This window comes from Herbihabitans rhizosphaerae (assembly GCF_004216555.1).
GTDB lineage: Bacteria > Actinomycetota > Actinomycetes > Mycobacteriales > Pseudonocardiaceae > Herbihabitans > Herbihabitans rhizosphaerae.
This window is the reverse complement of record NZ_SGWQ01000007.1, coordinates 165,681-183,393: the sequence shown is the minus strand read 5'-3', so window position 1 is coordinate 183,393 and position 17,713 is coordinate 165,681. Positions and strand designations below refer to the sequence as shown.

Sequence of the window (17,713 nt, the reverse complement as noted above, 5' to 3'; positions counted from 1 at the left end):
CTTACGCCGCAACGGGTTCCAGCTCCGGCTCGACGACCGGCGTGGTGCGGTCGCGGCGCAGCACGGTCAGCACCACACCGATCGCCACCACCACGAGCCCGGACGCGATCAGGAAGCCGAGCTGGTACCCCTCGGTCAGCGCCTGCTCGACCGGTGCGCCCTGGGCCGCCGCCTCGCCGGTGCGGGTCGCCGACAACGTCGCCAGCACGGCCAGCCCGAGCGCCGCGCCCACCTGCGTGGTCGTGTTGATCAACCCGGAGGCGAGGCCGGCGTCGCTCTCGGTGGCACCCGACATGGCCAGCGTCGCCAGTGCCGGGAAGCACACGCCGACACCCGTACCGATCAGGATCATCGTGGGCAGCACGTCGACCAGGTAGACGCCGTCAACCGGAACGCGGGCGAACAGCGCCAGACCGGCGGCGATCAGCACCAGTCCGGGCAACAAGGTCGCCCGCGCGCCGAACCGCGTGATCAGCTTCTCCGAGTACTTCAGCGACAGCGTGCCGATCACCACGGTCACCGGCAGGAACGCGAGGCCCGTCTCCAGCGCGTCGTAGTGCAGCACGTTCTGCACGTACAGCACGCCGAGGAAGAACATGCCGAACATGCCGGCCACGGTCACCGACTGGATCAGGTTCGCACCGGACACCACGCGGGACCGAAAGATCCGCAGCGGCACCAGCGGGTTGGCCGCCGTCGCCTCGCGGACCACGAACGCCACCAGCAGCGCGATCGACGCGGCGCCCAGCCACAGGGTGGTCGGCGCGGTCCAGCCGTGCTCGGCGGCCGGGCTGACGATCGTGTACACGCCGAGCATCAGCGATCCGGTGATCAGCGCGCCGCCCAGCACGTCGGCGCCCTTGCCGAAGCCGGTGCCGCGATCCGGGGACAGCACCCGCAGCGCGAAGATCGCGGTGACGATGCCGATCGGGATGTTGATGAAGAAGATCCAGTGCCAGTTGATGACCTGGGTGAGCACACCGCCGGCGAGCAGCCCGACCGAGCCGCCGGCCGACGCGACGAAGCTGTACACGCCGATCGCCTTGGCCTGCTCGCGCGGCTCGGGGAACATCGTGACGATCATGCCGAGGATCACCGCCGAGGTGAGCGCGCCGCCCACACCCTGCACGAACCGCGCCACGATCAGCATCGTCTGAGACTGCGCGACACCGCAGAACAGCGACGCCACGGTGAAGACCCCGAGCCCGGTGAGGAACACCCCGCGCCGGGAGATCAGGTCGCCGAGCCGGCCGGCGAGCAGCAGCAGCCCGCCGAACGCGATCAGGTAGGCGTTGACCACCCAGGCCAGGCTGGACTGGGTGAAGCCGAGGTCGGACTGGATCGCCGGCAGCGCCACGTTCACCACGGTGGCGTCCAGAACGATCATCAGCATGCCGACGCAGAGCACGATCAGGGCCGCCCAGCGGGAACGGTTGTTCCCACTGACGACCGTTCCATTGCTGGTCATTGTTGGTCCCTTTCGGTGATCAGTGACGCGGACAGCGGTATTGACCAGAGCCGCCGCGAAAACTCATCGGCGCGATCGCGATGACTTTTCGGCGCGCGGGTGGTCAGTACTCGTGAAGGCGCATCCGACACCCGAGGAGGGACCCCCATGGCAGCACTCGGCAGCCTGTTGTTGTCCAGCACGAAGCCCGACCGGCTCCGCGATTTCTACGCGACGGCGTTCTCCCCGAAGGTCGAGCGCACGCCGGGCGACGGACCCGGCTACGACGTGCTCGACTTCGACGGCTTCTACGTCATGATCGACACCCGCGACGACATCGGGGACACCAACCCCGAGCCGGGACGGGTGCTGCTCAACTTCGACGTCGAGGACGCACGGTCCACTGTGGACAGTCTGAACGCGGCGGGCGCGACCTGGCTCGCCGAGCTGGAGGACCGCGACGGCTCCTACTTCGCCACCGCGATCGACCCGGACGGCAACTACGTCCAGATCATCCAGCTCAGCGCGGAACACCGCGCGCAGATGGAAAGGAAGTGACCCGAATGTTCAGCGGCAGCAAGGCGTTCAGTGGTTTCGCCGTACCGGATACGGCGGTGGCGAAGAAGTTCTACACCGAGGTGCTCGGCCTCGACGTCGACGACAGCGAGATGGGCATCCTCCAGCTCAACATCGCCGGCGACACGACGATCGTGGTGTACCCGAAGGAGAACCACGAGCCCGCGGGCTTCACCGTGCTCAACTTCCCGGTCGAGGACATCGACGCGGCGATCGAGAAGCTGACCGGGCGCGGTGTGGAGCTACTGCGCTACGAGGGCTTCGGCCAGGACGACAAGGGAGTCGTGCGCAAGAGCGACGAGAATCCCGGTCCTGCGATCGCCTGGTTCACCGATCCCGCGGGTAACGTCTTCTCGGTCATGGAGCTCTGAGGACGATGAGGGGCACGGCCGTGGTGGAGAAGACCGCTGAGACGATCACAGGCAAGCCGGCGACCGAGGATTTCGGGAAGCTGGCCGATCCGTTCCGGCGAGAGCTGCTCGCGCACTGCTACCGGATGCTCGGCTCGGTGCACGACGCCGAGGACCTGGTGCAGGAGACGTATCTGCGCGCGTGGCGGGCCTACGAGAACTTCGAGGGCCGTTCCTCGCTGCGCACGTGGCTGTATCGGATCGCCACCACGGCGTGCCTCACCGCGCTCGAAGGGCGCAACCGGCGGCCGCTGCCGTCCGGCCTCGGCTCGTCCAGCGCGGAACCGGAGACCCCGCTCGAGGTGCGCGGCGAGGTGCCGTGGCTGGAGCCGATCCCGGACTCGATGCTGGGCGACCCGTCCGACCCGGCGTCCATCGTGTCCTCGCGGGAGTCGATCCGGCTGGCGCTGGTGGCCGCGCTGCAGCACCTGCCGGCCCGCCAGCGCGCGGTGCTCGTGCTGCGTGACGTGCTGCGCTGGAAGGCCGCCGAGGTGGCCGATGCGCTGGAGATCACCACCGCGGCGGTGAACAGCATGCTGCAGCGGGCGCGCGCGCAACTGCAGCAGGTCCAGCCGACCGAGGAGACGGTCGACCAGGAGGTCACCGCCGAACAGCGCGACCTGCTCTCGAAGTACCAGGCGGCGTTCGAGAACTACGAGTTCGACAAGCTCGTGGAGATGTTCACCTCCGACGCGGTGTTCGAGATGCCGCCGTTCCCGTTCTGGTACTCCGGTCCGGTCGACATCGTGCGGCTGATCAAGTTCGCCTGCCCGGCCAAGAGCGCCGGCGACCTGCGGCTGGTGCCCACGGTGGCCAACGGACAGCCGGCGTTCGGCATGTACCTGCGCGACGAGCACGGCGTGCACAACAAGTTCGGCATCCAGGTGGTGGAGCTGGGCGACGGCGGCGTCGCGCACACCGTGGTGTTCTTCGAGCAGAGCCTGTTCGACAAGTTCGGGCTGCCCGACACACTTCCGACAGCGGGTTGAGGAGCGGTGATGGCGGGGTCCATGGCGCTGGCGACGATCGGCGGCATCGCGCTGCTCGAGCGCGCGGTCAACTACACACTCGGCAGTCTGCACCTGGTCACGCCGGACGCCATGACGCGTCAAACCCCTTGTGCCGCATGGGATCTGCGCGCGCTGCTTGATCACATGAACGACTCGCTGCTGGCGCTCACCGAGGCGGCCGACATCGGGTACGTGGACCCGGTGCCGGCCAGCGGCATCGATCCGGACGAGGAGCCGGTCGCCGCGCTGAAGGACCGCGCCTGCCGGTTGATCGGCTCGTGGACGACGGCCGAGCGGGACGGGCCGGTGCTGGTCGGCGGCTGCCCGCTGACCGCGGCCGTGCTCACCGGGGCCGGTGCGGTCGAGGTGGCCGCGCACGGCTGGGACGTCGCTCGGGCGTGCGGGCGGAACCGGCCGGTGCCGCCGTCGCTGGCCGAGGAACTGCTGGATCTGGTGCCGCTGCTGGTCACCGACGCCGACCGGCCGCACCGGTTCGCGGCACCCGTCGCGGTGCCGGCGGACGCCAGTGCCGGTGCGCGGTTCGTCGCGATGCTGGGTCGCACGCCGTGACGTTGACCTCGACATTGGTCGAAGTTCTACCGTCGAGGACATGACCGCACGGCTGAACCACACCACCGAGTTGGTCTAGGGGCCGGGAATCGCCTCGGCCTTGGGGTTGCGGGTGAACGCGGACCACTCCCGCGAGGTGCAGTAGCCGCAGCCGGGGCCGAAGAACTCGCCGCGGGCGTGCTCGTCGGCGAGCAGGTGGAAGCGGAACCAGGCGGTGAGCGGACCGCGCAGCCGGCCGCCGTCCCGGCTGGCCTCGAAGTGGCCGGCGCCGCGAAGTTCGGCGTAGATCGCGGGCACCTGTGCGGCCTGGTCGTACTGCGAGCGAACCACGGAGGGCCACACCAGCCCGTCGCGCTGGCCGGCGGTGAACAGCGCCGGGCCGTGCAGCTGAGCCGGTTTGTTGAACGGCCCGCCGAGCAGCGGGGCGACCGTGTCCACCCTGGGGTCGGCACCCGCGCCGACGGCGGCACCGCCACCGAGCGAGTGACCGGTCGCGCCGACATGCTCGACGTCCACCTTGCCGGCGAAGACGCTGTTCGGGTCGGCGTTCTGGCGCGCGAGGTAGTCGAGCCCGTCGAGCATCGGTTGCCCGGAGCTGGACCGGCCCTCCCCCGCGGCGACGATGAAACCGTGTGAGGCGAGGTGGGTCAGCAGCTCGGTGTAGGCCGCCACGACCGCCGCCGCGCCGTTGCTCCACAGGATCACCGGGTGCTTCTCGCAGCCGAGCCCGCCGAGATCGGTCGGCCGGAAGATCGTGTGTCCCGTTCCGTTGGACCCCGAGGTCACCGCGAACGGACCGGGTGCGGCCCAGTTCCCGTTGACCGAGGGGCAGGTCGCGGCGGACGGCCCAGCTCCTTCCGCCGACGCGAACGTCTGGGTCGCGAGCACGCCGGCGAACGCGAGTGCCGCCGCCGTCCAGGTCAGCTTCCGCACGATCCCACCTCGATGTGGTAACAGCAATTTTCCGATATGGGCACGCTACCGCCGGTGACCCTTCGGCGACAAGGGGTCGCTACCGCTCGCGGGTGATCACGGCGAGCATGAGCGCCTTGATCTCGGCGGTGATGTCGGCGACCTCGTAGCGGTCGGTGTGCGCCTGCCATTCGCGCAGCAGCCCGGTCACGGCACCGACCACCGAGATCGCCGTGAGGTGGTAGTCGCGGCGCGGGGCGGCACCGCGCTCGGCCGCGCGAACGGCTTCCTGTTCGATCAACTCGCCCCAGCGGATGACCCATTCCTCGTGCTGCCGCTCGACGTCGGCGTTGACCCCGACCGCCTCGACGTAGTTCAGCCGCGGCAGCCGGGGGTCGGACGTGATGGCCCCGAGGAACACGTCGAGCAGGGCGCCGACCCGGGTGTCGAGATCGGTGTCGGGCAGCGACGCCAGCGCGCCGGAGACCCGGTCGTAGGCGAGCTGGTTGATCCGCGCGTGCAACGCCAGCAGCAGCGCCTCCTTGTTCGGGAAGACCTCGTAGAAGCTGCGCGTGGACACACCGGCGGTTGTGCACACGTGAGTGATTTTGGCGTTCTGGAAACCCACCGACGTGAACTGGTCCAACGCGGCGGCGAGCAGCCGTTCCCGCCGGTCATCCCTGCGTTGGTCCAGCGAGACACCGGCGTAGGTGCGCGCGGTCGGCTCCACCTGACCTCCAGATTGAAAAACAGTGATTGTCAGATCTTACCCGGAACGCTATGTTCGAAAATCTAAATTACCACTCCAACCGTTGGAGGCAGCGGTGCTCCGCAAACTCGCGACCGGGCTGTGCGTGGTGGCCCTCGGACTGGGCGTCGCGGTGGCCGCGCACGCCGACGACTCGCCGGCGGCGGCCCAGGACGAGCGCCCACCGGTTCCGCAGAACGATTCCTTCTACACGCCGCCGTCCCCGCTGCCCGACGTACCGGCCGGCGACGTGCTCCGCTCCCGCGAGGTCACGCTGTACGCCGAGCCGTTCCGGGTCTTCCCGGCACCGGTGAAGGCGCACCAGGTGATCTACCGGTCGACCTCGGCCACCGGCGCGCCGAACGCCGTGTCCGGCACCGTGATCGTGCCGCCGACCCCCTGGATCGGCCCGGGTCCGCGCCCGGTCATGGCCTACGCGCTGGGCACCCAGGGCCTCGGCGACCAGTGCGCGCCGTCCTACCAGCTCCGCGTCGGCACCGAGATCGAGATCGCCTTTCTGGTGCAGGCCATGGTGAAGGGCTGGGCGGTCGCACTCACCGACTACGAGGGGCTCGGCACCCCCGGCACGCACACCTATGCCACCGGCGTCTCCTCCGGCCGCGCACTGCTGGACGTCGCACGCGCGGCGACCAGGTTGCCGGGTGCCGGCATCGACCCGGCCGCGCCGATCGGCGTGTTCGGCTACTCGCAGGGCGGTCAGGCCGCCGCCTCGGCCGGCGAACAGCACGCCGGCTACGCGCCCGAGCTGAATGTCCGCGGTACGGCGACCGGAGGCGTGCCGTCGGACCTGAACCTGGTCGCGCGCAGCAACAACGGCGGCATCGGGTTCGGCCTGGTGCTCGGCGCGGCGGTCGGGCTCTCCGCGGCCTACCCCGAGCTGGGACTGGACCAGGCACTCAACGCCGAGGGCAAGAAGCTCGCCGAGCGGGTCGCCAACGCCTGTGTCGCCGAGATGGTCGTGGCGGCGCCGTTCCGGCGGCTCAACGACTTCACCACGACGCCCGACGTGATCGACCAGCCGAAGTGGCAGAAGCGACTGGCGGAGAACAGGCTCGGCACGGTCAAACCGTCCGCGCCGGTGTACCTGTACCACGGCACGATCGACGAGCTGATCCCGTACTCGGGAGCCAAGGAACTCAAGGCCCGCTACTGCGCGGTCGGTACCAACCTGGAGTGGCACTCGATCCCGCTCGGAGAGCACGTCCTCACGGTGTCGGTCTGGGGCACCAACGCGCTGAACTGGCTCGGCGACCGGTTCGCCGGCAAACCGACGAAGAACTCCTGTGCCGGCTGATCGATCGGGCGCCGCGCTGGTCACCGGCGCGGCGTCCGGCCTCGGTCTGGCGACCGCACGACTGCTGCGCGAACACGGCATGCCCGTCGTTGTGTGCGACCAGAACGCCGACCTTGGACGGCGTGCGGCCGAGGAACTCGGCGCGACGTTCGTGTCCGCCGACATCACAGACGAGCAGGCCGTCGAACAAGCACTCGACACGGCCGCCGCGCTCGGGCCCGTCCGCGCGGTGGTCAACTGTGCCGGCATCGGGCTGCCCGGGCGCGTCGTCGACCACGGCCGCCCGCTGCCGCTCGCGGCGTTCGCCGCGGTCATCGAGGTCAACCTCGTGGGCACGTTCAACGTGACCAGACTCGGCGCGGCTCGCATGCTCGCCAACGAACCCGTGGACGGCGAGCGTGGCGTCATCGTCAACACCTCCTCGGTCGCCGCGTTCGACGGCCAGATCGGGCAGGCCGCCTATGCCGCGTCGAAGGCGGCCGTGGCCGGCATGACCCTGCCGTTGGCACGCGACCTCGCCGAGCACTTCGTTCGCGTGGTGACCGTGGCTCCCGGCATGTTCGACACGCCGCTGCTCGCGGCACTACCGGACAAGGCGCGGCGGTCGCTGGAGACGCAGACGCCGCACCCGGCGCGGCTGGGCCGACCGGAGGAGTTCGCCGCCCTGGTCGCGCACGTCCTCGCGAATCACATGATCAACGGCGAGACCATCCGCATCGACGGAGCGATCCGGATGGCACCCCGATGACCGACGCGGCAACCGAGAGGCGGAACGTGCCGATGGCGAGCCCGGACCGTGGCACCGTGCTGGATCTGTTGCGCCGCAACGCGATCCAGCACCCTGACGTGCCCGCGCTGTTCGATGACGACCAGTGGTTGACGTGGAGCGAGTACGAGCGCGAGGCCTCGGTCGTGGCGCTGGCCCTGCTGGACCTCGGCGTCCAACACGGCGACGTGGTCGGGCTGCACATGATCAACCGGATCGAGCACGCACTGTGCGACATCGGCGCGCTGCTCGCCGGGGCCACCCCGACGTCGTACTACAACACGCTCTCACCCGAGCAACTCGCTTACGTGGCAAGGGATTCCGCCTGCAAGGTGTCCATTGTGGACGCTTCACAGGTGAACACCTGGCTGTCGATCAAGCCGTGGTTGCCGGACCTGCGCGCGATCGTCGTGGTGGAGGGAGACACGACGTCCGCGGAGGTGCTGCGCTTCGAGGAGGTCACCGCCATCGCCCGGTCGGCGCTGGACGACCGGATCGCCGAGGTCGAGCGGGCGGCGGCGCGAGTACGCCCGGACGACGCGGTGACCATCGTGTACACGTCCGGCACCACCGGTCACCCCAAGGGAACGATCATCACGCACGCGGGAATCCGTTCCGTGCTCGACGGGGTGCTCGCCCGCGTGGTCGAGGATCTGGGCGAGCGTCCTGAGCCCGGCCGCGCGCAGGCGTCCTACCTGCCGTTGGCACACCTGGCCGAGCGCATGATCACCCACTACCTCGGCTGCGAACTCGCCTCGACGGTGACCTTCGTGCGCGACATGCGGGCCCTGGCGCAGGCGTTGCCGGCGATCCGGCCGCACGTTTTCCTTGCCGTACCGAGGATCTGGGAGAAGTTCCTCGGCGCGGTCACCGAGCGGGCGGCCACCGAAAGAGGCGCTTTGCGGCGAGCCCTGATCCGCCGCGCCATCGTGATCGCCAAGCGGGTCGGCCGGGCCAGATTCGACGGTGCCCGCATCGGCCCGGCGACCCGGCTGCAGCACGCGCTGCTGGACCGGCTCGTGCACCGCAAGCTGCGCGCGGCGCTCGGCCTGGACGAGGTGATCGTCGCGGTCAGCGGTGCGGCGCCGATCTCGGTGGACGTGCTGACCTTCTTCCGCGGTCTGGGCATCACCATCGTCGAGGTGTACGGCATGACGGAGACCTCGGCCGTGCTGACGATGAACTCGATGCGCGCGCCTCGGCTGGGCACCGTCGGCACCGCCCTGCCCGGCGTCGAGCTGCGCATCGCCGAGGACGGCGAGATTCTGGCCAGGGGCAAGGGAATCGTGCCCGGCTACCTCAATCGCCCGGAGGCCACCGCGGAGACGTTCGTCGACGGCTGGCTGCACACCGGCGACCTCGGCCGGATCGACCAGGACGGGTACCTGAGCATCGTCGGCCGCAAGAAGGAGATCATCATCAACTCGGCGGGCAAGAACATCTCCCCCGCCAACGTCGAACAGGCGATCTCCGGCGCGTCGGAACTGATCGGCACGGTGTACGTGGACGGCGACGCCCGGCCGTTCCTGGTCGCCCTGATCACCCTGGACCCGACGAGCTGGCGCGACTGGTGCACCGCTCGCGGCATCGAGGCGGCCACACCTGAACAAGCCGCGGCGCACTCCGAGATACGGGCCGAGGTGGAACGGGCCGTGCGGACCGGCAACGCCCAGCTCTCTCGCGTCGAGCAGGTCAAACGCTGGACGTTGCTCGACGGGACCTGGGACGGCGTCACCGGTGAGCTGACCCCCACGTTCAAGCTCAAGCGCGCGGTCATCCGGGACAGGTACGCCGACACCCTCACCAACCTGCACACCGCACGCTGACCCCGCCGGGCGCCGCACGCCTAGGCCGCGCGGTAGTTGTCCCGGATCTCGGAGAGTGGCTGGAAGCCGGCCGACTCGTAGGTGGCGACGGCGCCGACGTTGACGCTCGGGGTGACGACGATCGCGCTCGACGAGCCCAGCTCCCGAAGTGCGGCCGCCGCGGCGACAGTGATCGCCTTGCCGTAGCCGCGACCGCGATGTTCCCGGTGCACGCCCATCGGCTCGAGCAACCCGGGCTTCCCCGGACCGGCCGACCACACCGTCGCCGCCGCCACCGCGCTGCCCTGGTCGTCGTACCCGACCAGACACCGGGCTTCGGCGTACGGCAAACCGGCCGCCATCGCGTGCCAGCGCTGATCGGTGAACGTCGACCTGTCGAACGATGCCCGCTGTACCGCGGTCCGCACGTGCGCCTGCTCCGGCCCGATCATCTCGATGCGCACGCCTGGGTCCTTCACCGGCTCCGTGAGGTCGCGGCGCAGCGGCGTCCATGGCTCATCGGCGTTCCAGCCGATCTCGAACAGCAGGTCTTGGATCAGCGAACCCTTCGGCGCCTCGACGGCCACCTTCCCCGCCGGTAGTACGCCGCGCCCCGGCTCGGTCACGTCGTCAACCAGCCGCCGCGCCAGCTCCTCGTCCCGTACCGCGTCCGGCGCGATCGTCAGCCGCAACAGCTCGGGTCCGTCCAGCAGCCCGACGGCGAGAATCTGTCCGTCCCGGCTCCAGGTCCGGACCGCCGCGGCCGTCGCCTCCGCGCCGAACCGCCAGAACCAGCCAAGGTCTCCCGGATGCAGTTGCGTCGGCGCCCCGTCGTACTGCCACTCCCGCAGCACGTCCACAGCCACGCTCAGCCCGTCGACTCCCGGATTGCCCAACACGATCGCCATATCCCCGATCTCACACCACCGCGCCGATCGTCCGCACCCGGTTTCCCGCCGGCGAGATGACCCGAAGAGACACGGCTACGGCCCGACCACCTCGTCGAGGTAGGGGCCGAACATCTCGGCCATGCCGGCGGCCGTCACCGAGGGCGGGTTCGACGGCGAGGCGGCGTGGCTGACCGCCAGGCGCACCATGTGCTCGGCGATCAGCTCCAGCGCGTGCTCCTCCACGCCGGGCCAGGTGTCACCGAGGAACACGGCCAGCCGTTCGGTCGCCACGTGCAGGATCGGCCCGGACTGGTTGGTCACCAGCGAGAGCAGCCCGTCGCTGTCGTCGCCGGCCACGATCGCCTTGATCAACGGCTCGTCGGCCGCCGCCTCCAGGAACACGGTCACCGCGCCGGCCAGTGCCGCGCGCGGATCGTGCACCTTGGCCGCGATCGCGTTCTCCACGCTGGTCAGGAACCGCTCCGACTCGCGCATGATGTACGCCTCGGCGAAGGCCAGCCGGGAGCCGAACTCCTTGTACAGCGTCTGCCGGCTCACCCCGGCGGCGGTCGCGATGTCCGCCATCGTGGTGTCCGCCCAGCTCCGCTCGCGCAGCAGATCGCTCGCCGCGTCCAGCAGCGTGTCGCGCAGCAGCGCGCGGGCGGCTTCGGCGTAGGGCACGACTGTCCGTGCGGGTGACAGTGAGGTCATGTCCACATGGTTGTCACGCGCCCCTGCCCGCGTCAACGAGGTAGACACCGCAGCCGTCGCGCCCCGGCCCGTCACGCGATCGCCTCCGACGAGGTGCGCGCGGCGATCTCCTTGCGCAGCAAGCGAATCTGGGCCGCACGGTTCACTCCGACCGCCCCGACGAGCTTGCCATCGCGGCGGAACTCAGCGGCGAAGTTCATCCCATCGAGGTCACCGTCAAGGCGCACCTCGTCGCCGGCGTCCGGCCAGCCGGTGATGTGCACGGTCACGCCGTGCTGGTCCGACCAGCACCACGGCACGACGTCGAACGGCGTGCCCTGGCCGAGCATCGCGCGGGCGGTCGCGGCGCCGTGGTCCTGCGCGTGCATCCAGTGCTCGACGCGCTGCCGTCCGCCGAGCACGCGGTTCGGCAGGTTCGCCACATCGCCGGCCGCGTACACGTCGGGCGCGGAGGTGGCACCCTGCGAGTCGACCGTGATCCCGCCGACCGGGCCGCGGTCGATCTCGATGCCGGCGGTCTCGGCCAGCGCGGTGTTGGGCACCATGCCGACCGCCACCACGACCACGTCGGCGTGCGACTCCGCGCCGTCGGTGTCGATCGCGACCAGCTCGGAACCGTTGTGCGCCAACGACTTCAGGCCGGTCCCGGTGCGCAGGTCCACGCCGGCCGCGCGGTGCAACCCGGCGTACCGCACACCGATCACCGGCGGCAGCACACGGGCCAGCGGCGTGCGCTCCACCTCCAGCACGGTCACCGCGCAGTCCATCGCCCGCGCGCTCGCCGCCACCTCGGCACCCACCAGGCCAGCGCCGACGACGAGCACCCGGGTACCGGCGGTCAGCGCGTCACGCAGTGCCGGCACGTCACCGAGGGTGCGCAGGGTGAACACCCCGGGCACGCCGTCGGTGACCGGCAGGGTGCGCGGCCGGCCGCCGGTGGCCAGCAACAGCCGGTCGTAACCCAGCGTCTCGCCGCAGAGCAGCACGATCTCGTGCGCGTCGGCGGCGATGCCGGTCACCCGCGCGCCGGTGCGCAGTTCGACGCCCTTGGTCGCCCAGTGCTCGGCCGGCCGCAGGCGGGTGCGCTCGTCGGGCATCGAGCCACGCAACACGTCCTTGGACAGCGGCGGGCGGCGGTACGGCGCGTGCGGCTCCTCGCCGATCAGCAGCACCCGGCCGTCGAACCCGGCGTCGCGCAGGGTCAGCGCGGCGGTGGCACCGGCCACCCCCGTGCCGACGATCGCGATCGTGTCCACACTCATGCTCGCGTGACCTCGACCATCACGAAGTCGGCCTTCGCGGCGCCGCAGTCCGGGCAGGACCAGTCGTCCGGGATGTCCTCCCAGCGGGTGCCCGGCTCGATGCCCTCGTCGGGCCAGCCCTGCGCCTCGTCGTACTCGAATCCGCAGACCTCGCAGCGGTACACCTTCATCGGGACACCTCCATCGGTTCGAAATCGATCTTTTCGCGGACCCCGCAGTCGGGACAGCACCAGTCGTCGGGAACATCGGCCCACGCGGTGCCGGCGGGGAACCCCTCACGCGGGTCGCCCTCGCGCTCGTCGAACACGTACTCGCACACCGGACACCGGTAGCCGCTCATCACGCCACCGCCGCGTGCCGGCCGCGCTCACCGCTCGGCCCGTACTTGACGAGCAGCTTGTCCTTGTTGCGCGGGTTGAGGTTCGCCAGCGTCGCGTCGCCGTCGTAGTGCGCCAGCAGCCGCTTGTCCATCACCGCGCGCCACACCGGCGGGAAGTACGCCATCACGATCATCGACGCGTACCCGGCCGGCAGCTGCGGCGCCTGCTCGAAGTGCCGCAGCGCCTGGTAGCGGCGGGTCGGGTTGGCGTGGTGATCACTGTGCCGCTGCAGGTGGTACAGGAACACGTTGGTGCACACGTTGTTGGAGTTCCAGCTGTGCCTCGGCGCCGCGCGCTCGTACCGGCCGGACGCGGTCTTCTGGCGCAGCAACCCGTAGTGCTCCAGGTAGTTCACGACCTCCAGCAGCGCGAAGCCGAACACCGCCTGGATCGCCAGCAACGGCAACACCTGCCAGCCGAACACCGCGGCCAGCGCGCCGAACAGCACGATCGTCATCGCCCACGCGTTGAGCACGTCGTTGCGCAACGTCCACGGGCTCGTGCCGGACCGGGCGAGGCGCTGCTTCTCCAGGTGCCAGCCGGACTTGAGGCTGCCGATCACGCTGCGCGGCAGGAAGCCCCAGAACGTCTCGCCGAAGCGCGCGCTCGCCGGGTCCTCCGGCGTCGCGACCCGCACGTGGTGGCCGCGGTTGTGCTCGATGAAGAAGTGGCCGTACGCGGCCTGCGCCAGCGCGATCTTGGACAGCCAGCGCTCCAGGCTCTCCTTCTTGTGGCCGAGCTCGTGCGCGGTGTTGATGCCGATGCCGGCGACCACGCCCATGGTCACCGCGAGGCCGATCTTGTCCACGGTGGACATCGAGTGCGACGTCCACAGCCAGCAGGCGAACACCAGGCCGAGGTACTGGATCGGCAGGTACAGGTAGGTCACCCAGCGGTAGTAGCGGTCGTTCTCCAGCCATTCGATGAGATCGTCCGGCGGGTTCTCCTGATCGGTCCCGACGATCACGTCGATCAGCGGGATCAGAACGAAGATGATCATCGGTCCGGCCCACCAGAAGACCGGTGATCCGGTCAGCTCGACCAGTCCGAGCGCGATGAACGGGGCGCACGGCACGACCAGTCCGAGCAGCCACGCGTATCGCTTGCCGTCCCGCCAGGTGACCCCAGTGTCAGCGGCGGTGTCGGCCGCCCGTTCGTTCGCCGCCGCGGTCATGGCGACACCTCCTCGTGCTTGACATCACAACTTCGCGATGTTTCAGAGGTTTACACGACAGCAAGATCGTGTCAATCAATCGCACTCAGTTAGGCGAACACGTCCACGTGATGCGCGGCGGTTAAGGTAGCCTTACCAAACTGCCGAGCCGAGGTGACCCGTGGCCGACTCCGTGCGCCTGCACGCCGAAGACCTGACGCTGGCCTACGACCGCCGCGTCGTCGCGACCGACCTCGACGTCGCGGTCCCCGACGGCTCGCTGACCGTGATCATCGGCCCGAACGCCTGCGGCAAGTCGACCCTGCTGCGCGCACTGGCCAGGATGCTGCGTCCCAAGGAGGGCACGGTTTTCCTGGACGGCAAGCGCCTCGGCGAGTACCCGACCAAGGAGCTGGCCCGCACGCTGGGCCTGCTCCCCCAGTCGCCCACCGCGCCGGACGGCATCACGGTCGCCGACCTGGTCGCCCGCGGCCGCTACCCGCACCAGCGGCTGTGGCGGCAGTGGTCACGCGACGACGAGCGTGCCGTGCGCGAGGCCATGACCGCCACCGGTGTCGACGATCTGGCCGACCGCCGGGTCGAGGAGCTGTCCGGCGGACAACGCCAGCGGGTGTGGCTGGCGCTCGCGCTCGCCCAGGACACCGATCTGATGCTGCTCGACGAGCCGACCACCTACCTGGACATCGCGCACCAGATCGAGGTGCTCGACCTGTGCGCCGACCTGCGCGAGGCCGGCCGCACGCTGGTCGCCGTGCTGCACGACGTGAACCAGGCGTGCCGCTACGCCACACACCTGATCGCCATGCGGGACGGCCAGATCGTGGCGCACGGCGACCCGGCCGAGATCGTGAACGTGGACCTGGTCCGCGAGGTGTTCGGCATCGAGTGCGAGGTGATCAGCGACCCGCAGACCGGCGGGCCGATGGTCGTGCCGGCGGCTCGCCGCCGCGCGACGACACCGGCGTGACCCGATCGCGCTGGGTCGGACTCGCCGCCAGAATCGCGGTCCTCGCCGCGCTCGTGGTGCTCAGCGTCGCGGTCGGCGCGCGGGCCATCCCGGCCGGTGAGGTGTGGCGGCTGCCGTGGCACCCGGACGGCTCGGAGCTGTCCACGACCGTGCACGACGTCTGACTGCCGCGCACGCTGCTCGGGCTCGTCGCCGGGGTCGGACTGGGCCTGGCCGGCGTGCTGATGCAGGCACTCACCCGCAATCCGCTGGCCGACCCCGGCCTGTTCGGCGTGAACTCCGGCGCCACGCTCGCAGTGGTGTCCGCCGTGGTGTTCCTCGGTATGACCCGCCCGTCGGAGTACGTGATCTTCGCGCTGCTCGGGGCCGGCGTGACGGCCGCCGCGGTGTACGCGCTCGGCGTCGGCGGGCGCGCGTCGTCGCACACCAGGCTGGCACTGTCCGGGATCGCGGTCACCGCCACGCAACAGGCGATCATGTCGGTGGTGGCCGTGGTGGCACCGCTGGTGGCGGCGGGCGCGTTGATGGCAGCGACACTGGCCGGGGCGCTGAACACGCTCGCGCTCGGCGAGGACACCGGGCGTGCGCTCGGCGCACACCCCGGCCGAACACGTGCGCTGGGCATACTCGCCGTGCTGTTGCTGTGCGGCGCGGCGACAGCCGGGTCGGGCCGATCAGCTTCCTTGGACTCGCGGTGCCGCACATGGCCCGCGTGATCACCGGACCGGACCACCGGTGGGTGCTCGCGTACACGGCCGTGTGGTCGCCCGCGCTGCTGCTGCTCGCCGACATCCTCGGCCGGGTGATCGCGCCCGCCGAGGTGCCGGTCGCGGTGGTGATGGCCTTCCTCGGCGCGCCGGTGTTCATCGCGCTGATGCGCCGGGCCAAGGCGGTGGCGCAGTGACCGTGTTGCGCACTCCCGCCGACCTGATGTCCGTCCGCGTGCACCACCGTCCACTGTGGACATGCGTGACACTGCTGGCGGTCGCGCTGGTGCTCGCCGTCTGGTCGCTGAGCCTGGACAGCACGCTCACCCTCGGCGAGACACTGTCCACTGTGGTCGGTCAGGGCGGGCTGCTGGTCGGCCTGTGCCTGGGTGCCGCCGGCGCGCAGTTCCAGACGGTGACCCGCAATCCGCTCGGCAGCCCGGACCTCGTCGGCGTCACCAACGGCGCGGCGGCCGGCGGCGTGCTGATGATGCTCGCCGTTGGCGCACAAGGGTTTTCGGTCTCCGCGGGCGCGATCGTGTTCGGACTGCTCACCGCCGTGACGATGTACCTGCTGGCCTGGCGGCGCGGGGTGCACGGCGTGCGGCTGGTGCTGATCGGCGTCGCGGTGGCCGCGATGCTGGAGTCGATCACCGCGTACCTGTTGATCAGCGCGGACCTGTACGACGCGCAGGCGGCGCACGTGTGGCTGGTCGGCAGCCTGGCCGGGGTGACCTGGCCGCAGGTGTGGCTGCTGCTCGGCGTGGCCGCCGTGCTGCTGCCACTGGCCGCGCTGCTGATCCGCCCGCTGGACCAACTCGCGCTCGGCGACGAGACCGCGCGGCCTCGGGCTCGGCGTGCAACGCACCCGACTCGCGGTGCTGGCCACGTCGGTGGCGCTCACCGGCATCTCGGTCGCCGCGGTCGGGCCGATCGTGTTCGTCGCGCTGGCCGCCCCACAGTTGGCCACGCGGGTGGCCGGCAGCCAGGGCGCGGCCGTGGTGCCCGCCGCGCTGATGGGTGCGGTGCTGCTGATCGCGGCCGACATCGTGGCACGCCTGCTGCCACCGCCGAGCCAGCTCCCGGTCGGCGTGGTCACCGGCGGGCTTGGCGGGATCTACCTGGTCTGACTGCTCTGGCGGGGGCACCGCACCGGGCGTGCCTGAGCCCGCCTCCGGTCGATCACCCACGCCACGCCGGCGTACCCGACGAGCACGGCCAGCAGCACACCCGTGATCATCCGACGACCTCGATCTCGGGCAGACCGGCGGCGGACGGCAGCCGCACGTCGAGCATGCCGGTCTGGTACCCGCGGGCCACGGCGTGCGCACGGTCGCGGGCGCGCATCCGCTTGAGGATCTCCTTGACGTGGCTGCGCACGGTCTCCACGGAGATGAACAGCATGCCGCCGATCTCCGCGTTCTCGTAGCCCTCGGCGATCAGCGTGAGCACCTCGTGCTGCCGTCCGGACAGCGGGCCGGTGGAGCGTCCGCCGCCCTTCGTGCCGGACATCAGGTCGGGATCGACGAACTGGCGCTGCGCGTGGGCCATGCGCATGCCGGTGAGCAGCACGGCCGGCGCGGTGCCCGGCGCGAGGATGCCGTGCACGCCGGCGGACCGCAGCGCGCGCACGTACCAGTCGGCGCGGTGCCGGTCGTCGACCAGCACGACCAGCGTCAGCCACGGAAACGAGGTGGTGAGCTGCCTCGCGAGGGCGGCGTTCGGGTCGAGCGTGCTGTGCACGACCACGACGTCCGGGCGGAGTCTGCCGATCATCGGCACGGCGGCGCGGACGGTGGCGGCCGAGCCGAGCCAGCTCAGGTCTGCGGCCGCGTCGACCAGCGTGCGCATGCCGAACCTGGAGAGCGGGAGCGCGTCGAAGGCGAGCACCCGGAGCCGCTGCGTCGGTTGGCGGGTCTCGGATGTCGGGCGGGCGAGAACGGGTGCGGCCATGTCGGGGGGACCTTCCTTCGGCGGGGACGAAGTCAACACAGAAACTTCGGTCCCGCGTACGTATGACGCGGGGTAACAGTGACAGTCATCACGGAAGGGCACCCTTGCCT

The 17,713-nt window shown here is 70.4% G+C and carries 19 protein-coding genes and 2 pseudogenes; 11 read left to right on the top strand and 10 right to left on the bottom strand.

Annotated features, from left to right (window positions below):
* Position 1: 1 nt before the first annotated feature.
* On the bottom strand, positions 2–1,468 hold the full coding sequence (locus tag EV193_RS21320) for a DHA2 family efflux MFS transporter permease subunit (RefSeq protein ID WP_130345963.1): 1,467 nt from the start codon (positions 1,466–1,468) through the stop codon (positions 2–4).
* A gap of 147 nt (positions 1,469–1,615) precedes the next feature.
* On the opposite strand from EV193_RS21320, the gene EV193_RS21315 reads away from it, so the two are divergent.
* From EV193_RS21315 to EV193_RS21300, 4 genes are read left to right on the top strand one after another with little or no spacing between them, the layout of a single operon-like run.
* Positions 1,616–2,005, top strand: coding sequence for a VOC family protein (locus tag EV193_RS21315; protein ID WP_130345962.1), 390 nt, complete (start codon positions 1,616–1,618; stop codon positions 2,003–2,005).
* Positions 2,006–2,010: 5 nt separating this feature from the next.
* The gene (locus EV193_RS21310) at positions 2,011–2,394 is read left to right on the top strand and encodes a VOC family protein (protein WP_130346102.1); all 384 of its coding nucleotides are present in this window, start codon (positions 2,011–2,013) and stop codon (positions 2,392–2,394) included.
* A 5-nt stretch (positions 2,395–2,399) separates the two neighbouring features.
* On the top strand, positions 2,400–3,422 hold the full coding sequence (locus EV193_RS21305; RefSeq protein ID WP_130345961.1) for a sigma-70 family RNA polymerase sigma factor: 1,023 nt from the start codon (positions 2,400–2,402) through the stop codon (positions 3,420–3,422).
* Between the two features lie 9 nt (positions 3,423–3,431).
* Positions 3,432–4,013 (top strand): TIGR03086 family metal-binding protein, encoded by a 582-nt coding sequence (locus tag EV193_RS21300; protein WP_130345960.1) that lies wholly within the window; start codon positions 3,432–3,434, stop codon positions 4,011–4,013.
* 75 nt (positions 4,014–4,088) lie between these two features.
* On the opposite strand, the gene EV193_RS21295 is transcribed toward EV193_RS21300, so the two are convergent.
* Both EV193_RS21295 and EV193_RS21290 read right to left on the bottom strand, forming a co-directional pair.
* On the bottom strand, positions 4,089–4,946 hold the full coding sequence (locus EV193_RS21295) for a poly(ethylene terephthalate) hydrolase family protein (RefSeq protein ID WP_242613549.1): 858 nt from the start codon (positions 4,944–4,946) through the stop codon (positions 4,089–4,091).
* A gap of 79 nt (positions 4,947–5,025) precedes the next feature.
* The gene (locus EV193_RS21290; RefSeq protein ID WP_130345959.1) at positions 5,026–5,655 is read right to left on the bottom strand and encodes a TetR/AcrR family transcriptional regulator; all 630 of its coding nucleotides are present in this window, start codon (positions 5,653–5,655) and stop codon (positions 5,026–5,028) included.
* 94 nt (positions 5,656–5,749) lie between these two features.
* On the opposite strand from EV193_RS21290, the gene EV193_RS21285 reads away from it, so the two are divergent.
* From EV193_RS21285 to EV193_RS21275, 3 genes are read left to right on the top strand one after another with little or no spacing between them, the layout of a single operon-like run.
* Complete coding sequence (locus EV193_RS21285; RefSeq protein ID WP_242613548.1) at positions 5,750–6,988, top strand: lipase family protein; 1,239 nt, start codon at positions 5,750–5,752, stop codon at positions 6,986–6,988.
* Positions 6,978–7,736, top strand: a complete 759-nt coding sequence (locus EV193_RS21280) for an SDR family NAD(P)-dependent oxidoreductase (RefSeq protein WP_130345958.1) — start codon at positions 6,978–6,980, stop codon at positions 7,734–7,736. Before EV193_RS21285 ends, EV193_RS21280 begins: the two co-directional genes overlap by 11 nt.
* Positions 7,733–9,580: an AMP-dependent synthetase/ligase gene (locus tag EV193_RS21275; protein WP_130345957.1), complete on the top strand. Its 1,848-nt coding sequence runs from the start codon at positions 7,733–7,735 to the stop codon at positions 9,578–9,580. The genes EV193_RS21280 and EV193_RS21275 overlap by 4 nt, the downstream gene beginning before the upstream one ends.
* 20 nt (positions 9,581–9,600) lie before the next feature.
* Here EV193_RS21275 and EV193_RS21270 read toward each other — a convergent pair whose 3' ends face one another.
* The 6 genes from EV193_RS21270 to EV193_RS21245 all read right to left on the bottom strand — a co-directional run bounded on the left by EV193_RS21270 (position 9,601) and on the right by EV193_RS21245 (position 13,976).
* A complete protein-coding gene (locus EV193_RS21270) occupies positions 9,601–10,467 on the bottom strand; it encodes a GNAT family N-acetyltransferase (protein ID WP_130345956.1) in 867 nt (288 codons plus the stop codon).
* Between the two features lie 75 nt (positions 10,468–10,542).
* Positions 10,543–11,160: a TetR/AcrR family transcriptional regulator gene (locus EV193_RS21265; RefSeq protein ID WP_130345955.1), complete on the bottom strand. Its 618-nt coding sequence runs from the start codon at positions 11,158–11,160 to the stop codon at positions 10,543–10,545.
* Between the two features lie 71 nt (positions 11,161–11,231).
* Entirely contained in the window at positions 11,232–12,422 is a 1,191-nt protein-coding gene (locus EV193_RS21260) for an NAD(P)/FAD-dependent oxidoreductase (protein ID WP_130345954.1), read from the bottom strand.
* The gene (locus tag EV193_RS21255) at positions 12,419–12,592 is read right to left on the bottom strand and encodes a rubredoxin (RefSeq protein WP_130345953.1); all 174 of its coding nucleotides are present in this window, start codon (positions 12,590–12,592) and stop codon (positions 12,419–12,421) included. The genes EV193_RS21260 and EV193_RS21255 overlap by 4 nt, the downstream gene beginning before the upstream one ends.
* The gene (locus tag EV193_RS21250; protein WP_130345952.1) at positions 12,589–12,762 is read right to left on the bottom strand and encodes a rubredoxin; all 174 of its coding nucleotides are present in this window, start codon (positions 12,760–12,762) and stop codon (positions 12,589–12,591) included. Before EV193_RS21250 ends, EV193_RS21255 begins: the two co-directional genes overlap by 4 nt.
* Positions 12,762–13,976, bottom strand: a complete 1,215-nt coding sequence (locus EV193_RS21245) for an alkane 1-monooxygenase (protein ID WP_130345951.1) — start codon at positions 13,974–13,976, stop codon at positions 12,762–12,764. The genes EV193_RS21250 and EV193_RS21245 overlap by 1 nt, the downstream gene beginning before the upstream one ends.
* Positions 13,977–14,136: 160 nt before the next feature.
* Between EV193_RS21245 and EV193_RS21240 the strand changes: the two genes are divergently transcribed.
* The 4 genes and pseudogenes from EV193_RS21240 to EV193_RS34200 all read left to right on the top strand — a co-directional run.
* Positions 14,137–14,943: an ABC transporter ATP-binding protein gene (locus EV193_RS21240; RefSeq protein WP_207222732.1), complete on the top strand. Its 807-nt coding sequence runs from the start codon at positions 14,137–14,139 to the stop codon at positions 14,941–14,943.
* Positions 14,940–15,107, top strand: a complete 168-nt coding sequence (locus EV193_RS34590; RefSeq protein ID WP_341273184.1) for a hypothetical protein — start codon at positions 14,940–14,942, stop codon at positions 15,105–15,107. The genes EV193_RS21240 and EV193_RS34590 overlap by 4 nt, the downstream gene beginning before the upstream one ends.
* Positions 15,108–15,167: 60 nt before the next feature.
* Positions 15,168–15,847: pseudogene (locus EV193_RS34585) on the top strand (FecCD family ABC transporter permease).
* A gap of 26 nt (positions 15,848–15,873) precedes the next feature.
* A pseudogene (locus EV193_RS34200) lies at positions 15,874–16,482 on the top strand (iron chelate uptake ABC transporter family permease subunit); the annotation flags it as partial.
* Between the two features lie 404 nt (positions 16,483–16,886).
* On the opposite strand, the gene EV193_RS21225 reads toward EV193_RS34200, so the two are convergent.
* Positions 16,887–17,603, bottom strand: coding sequence for a response regulator transcription factor (locus EV193_RS21225; protein WP_130345949.1), 717 nt, complete (start codon positions 17,601–17,603; stop codon positions 16,887–16,889).
* Positions 17,604–17,713 lie beyond the last annotated feature (110 nt).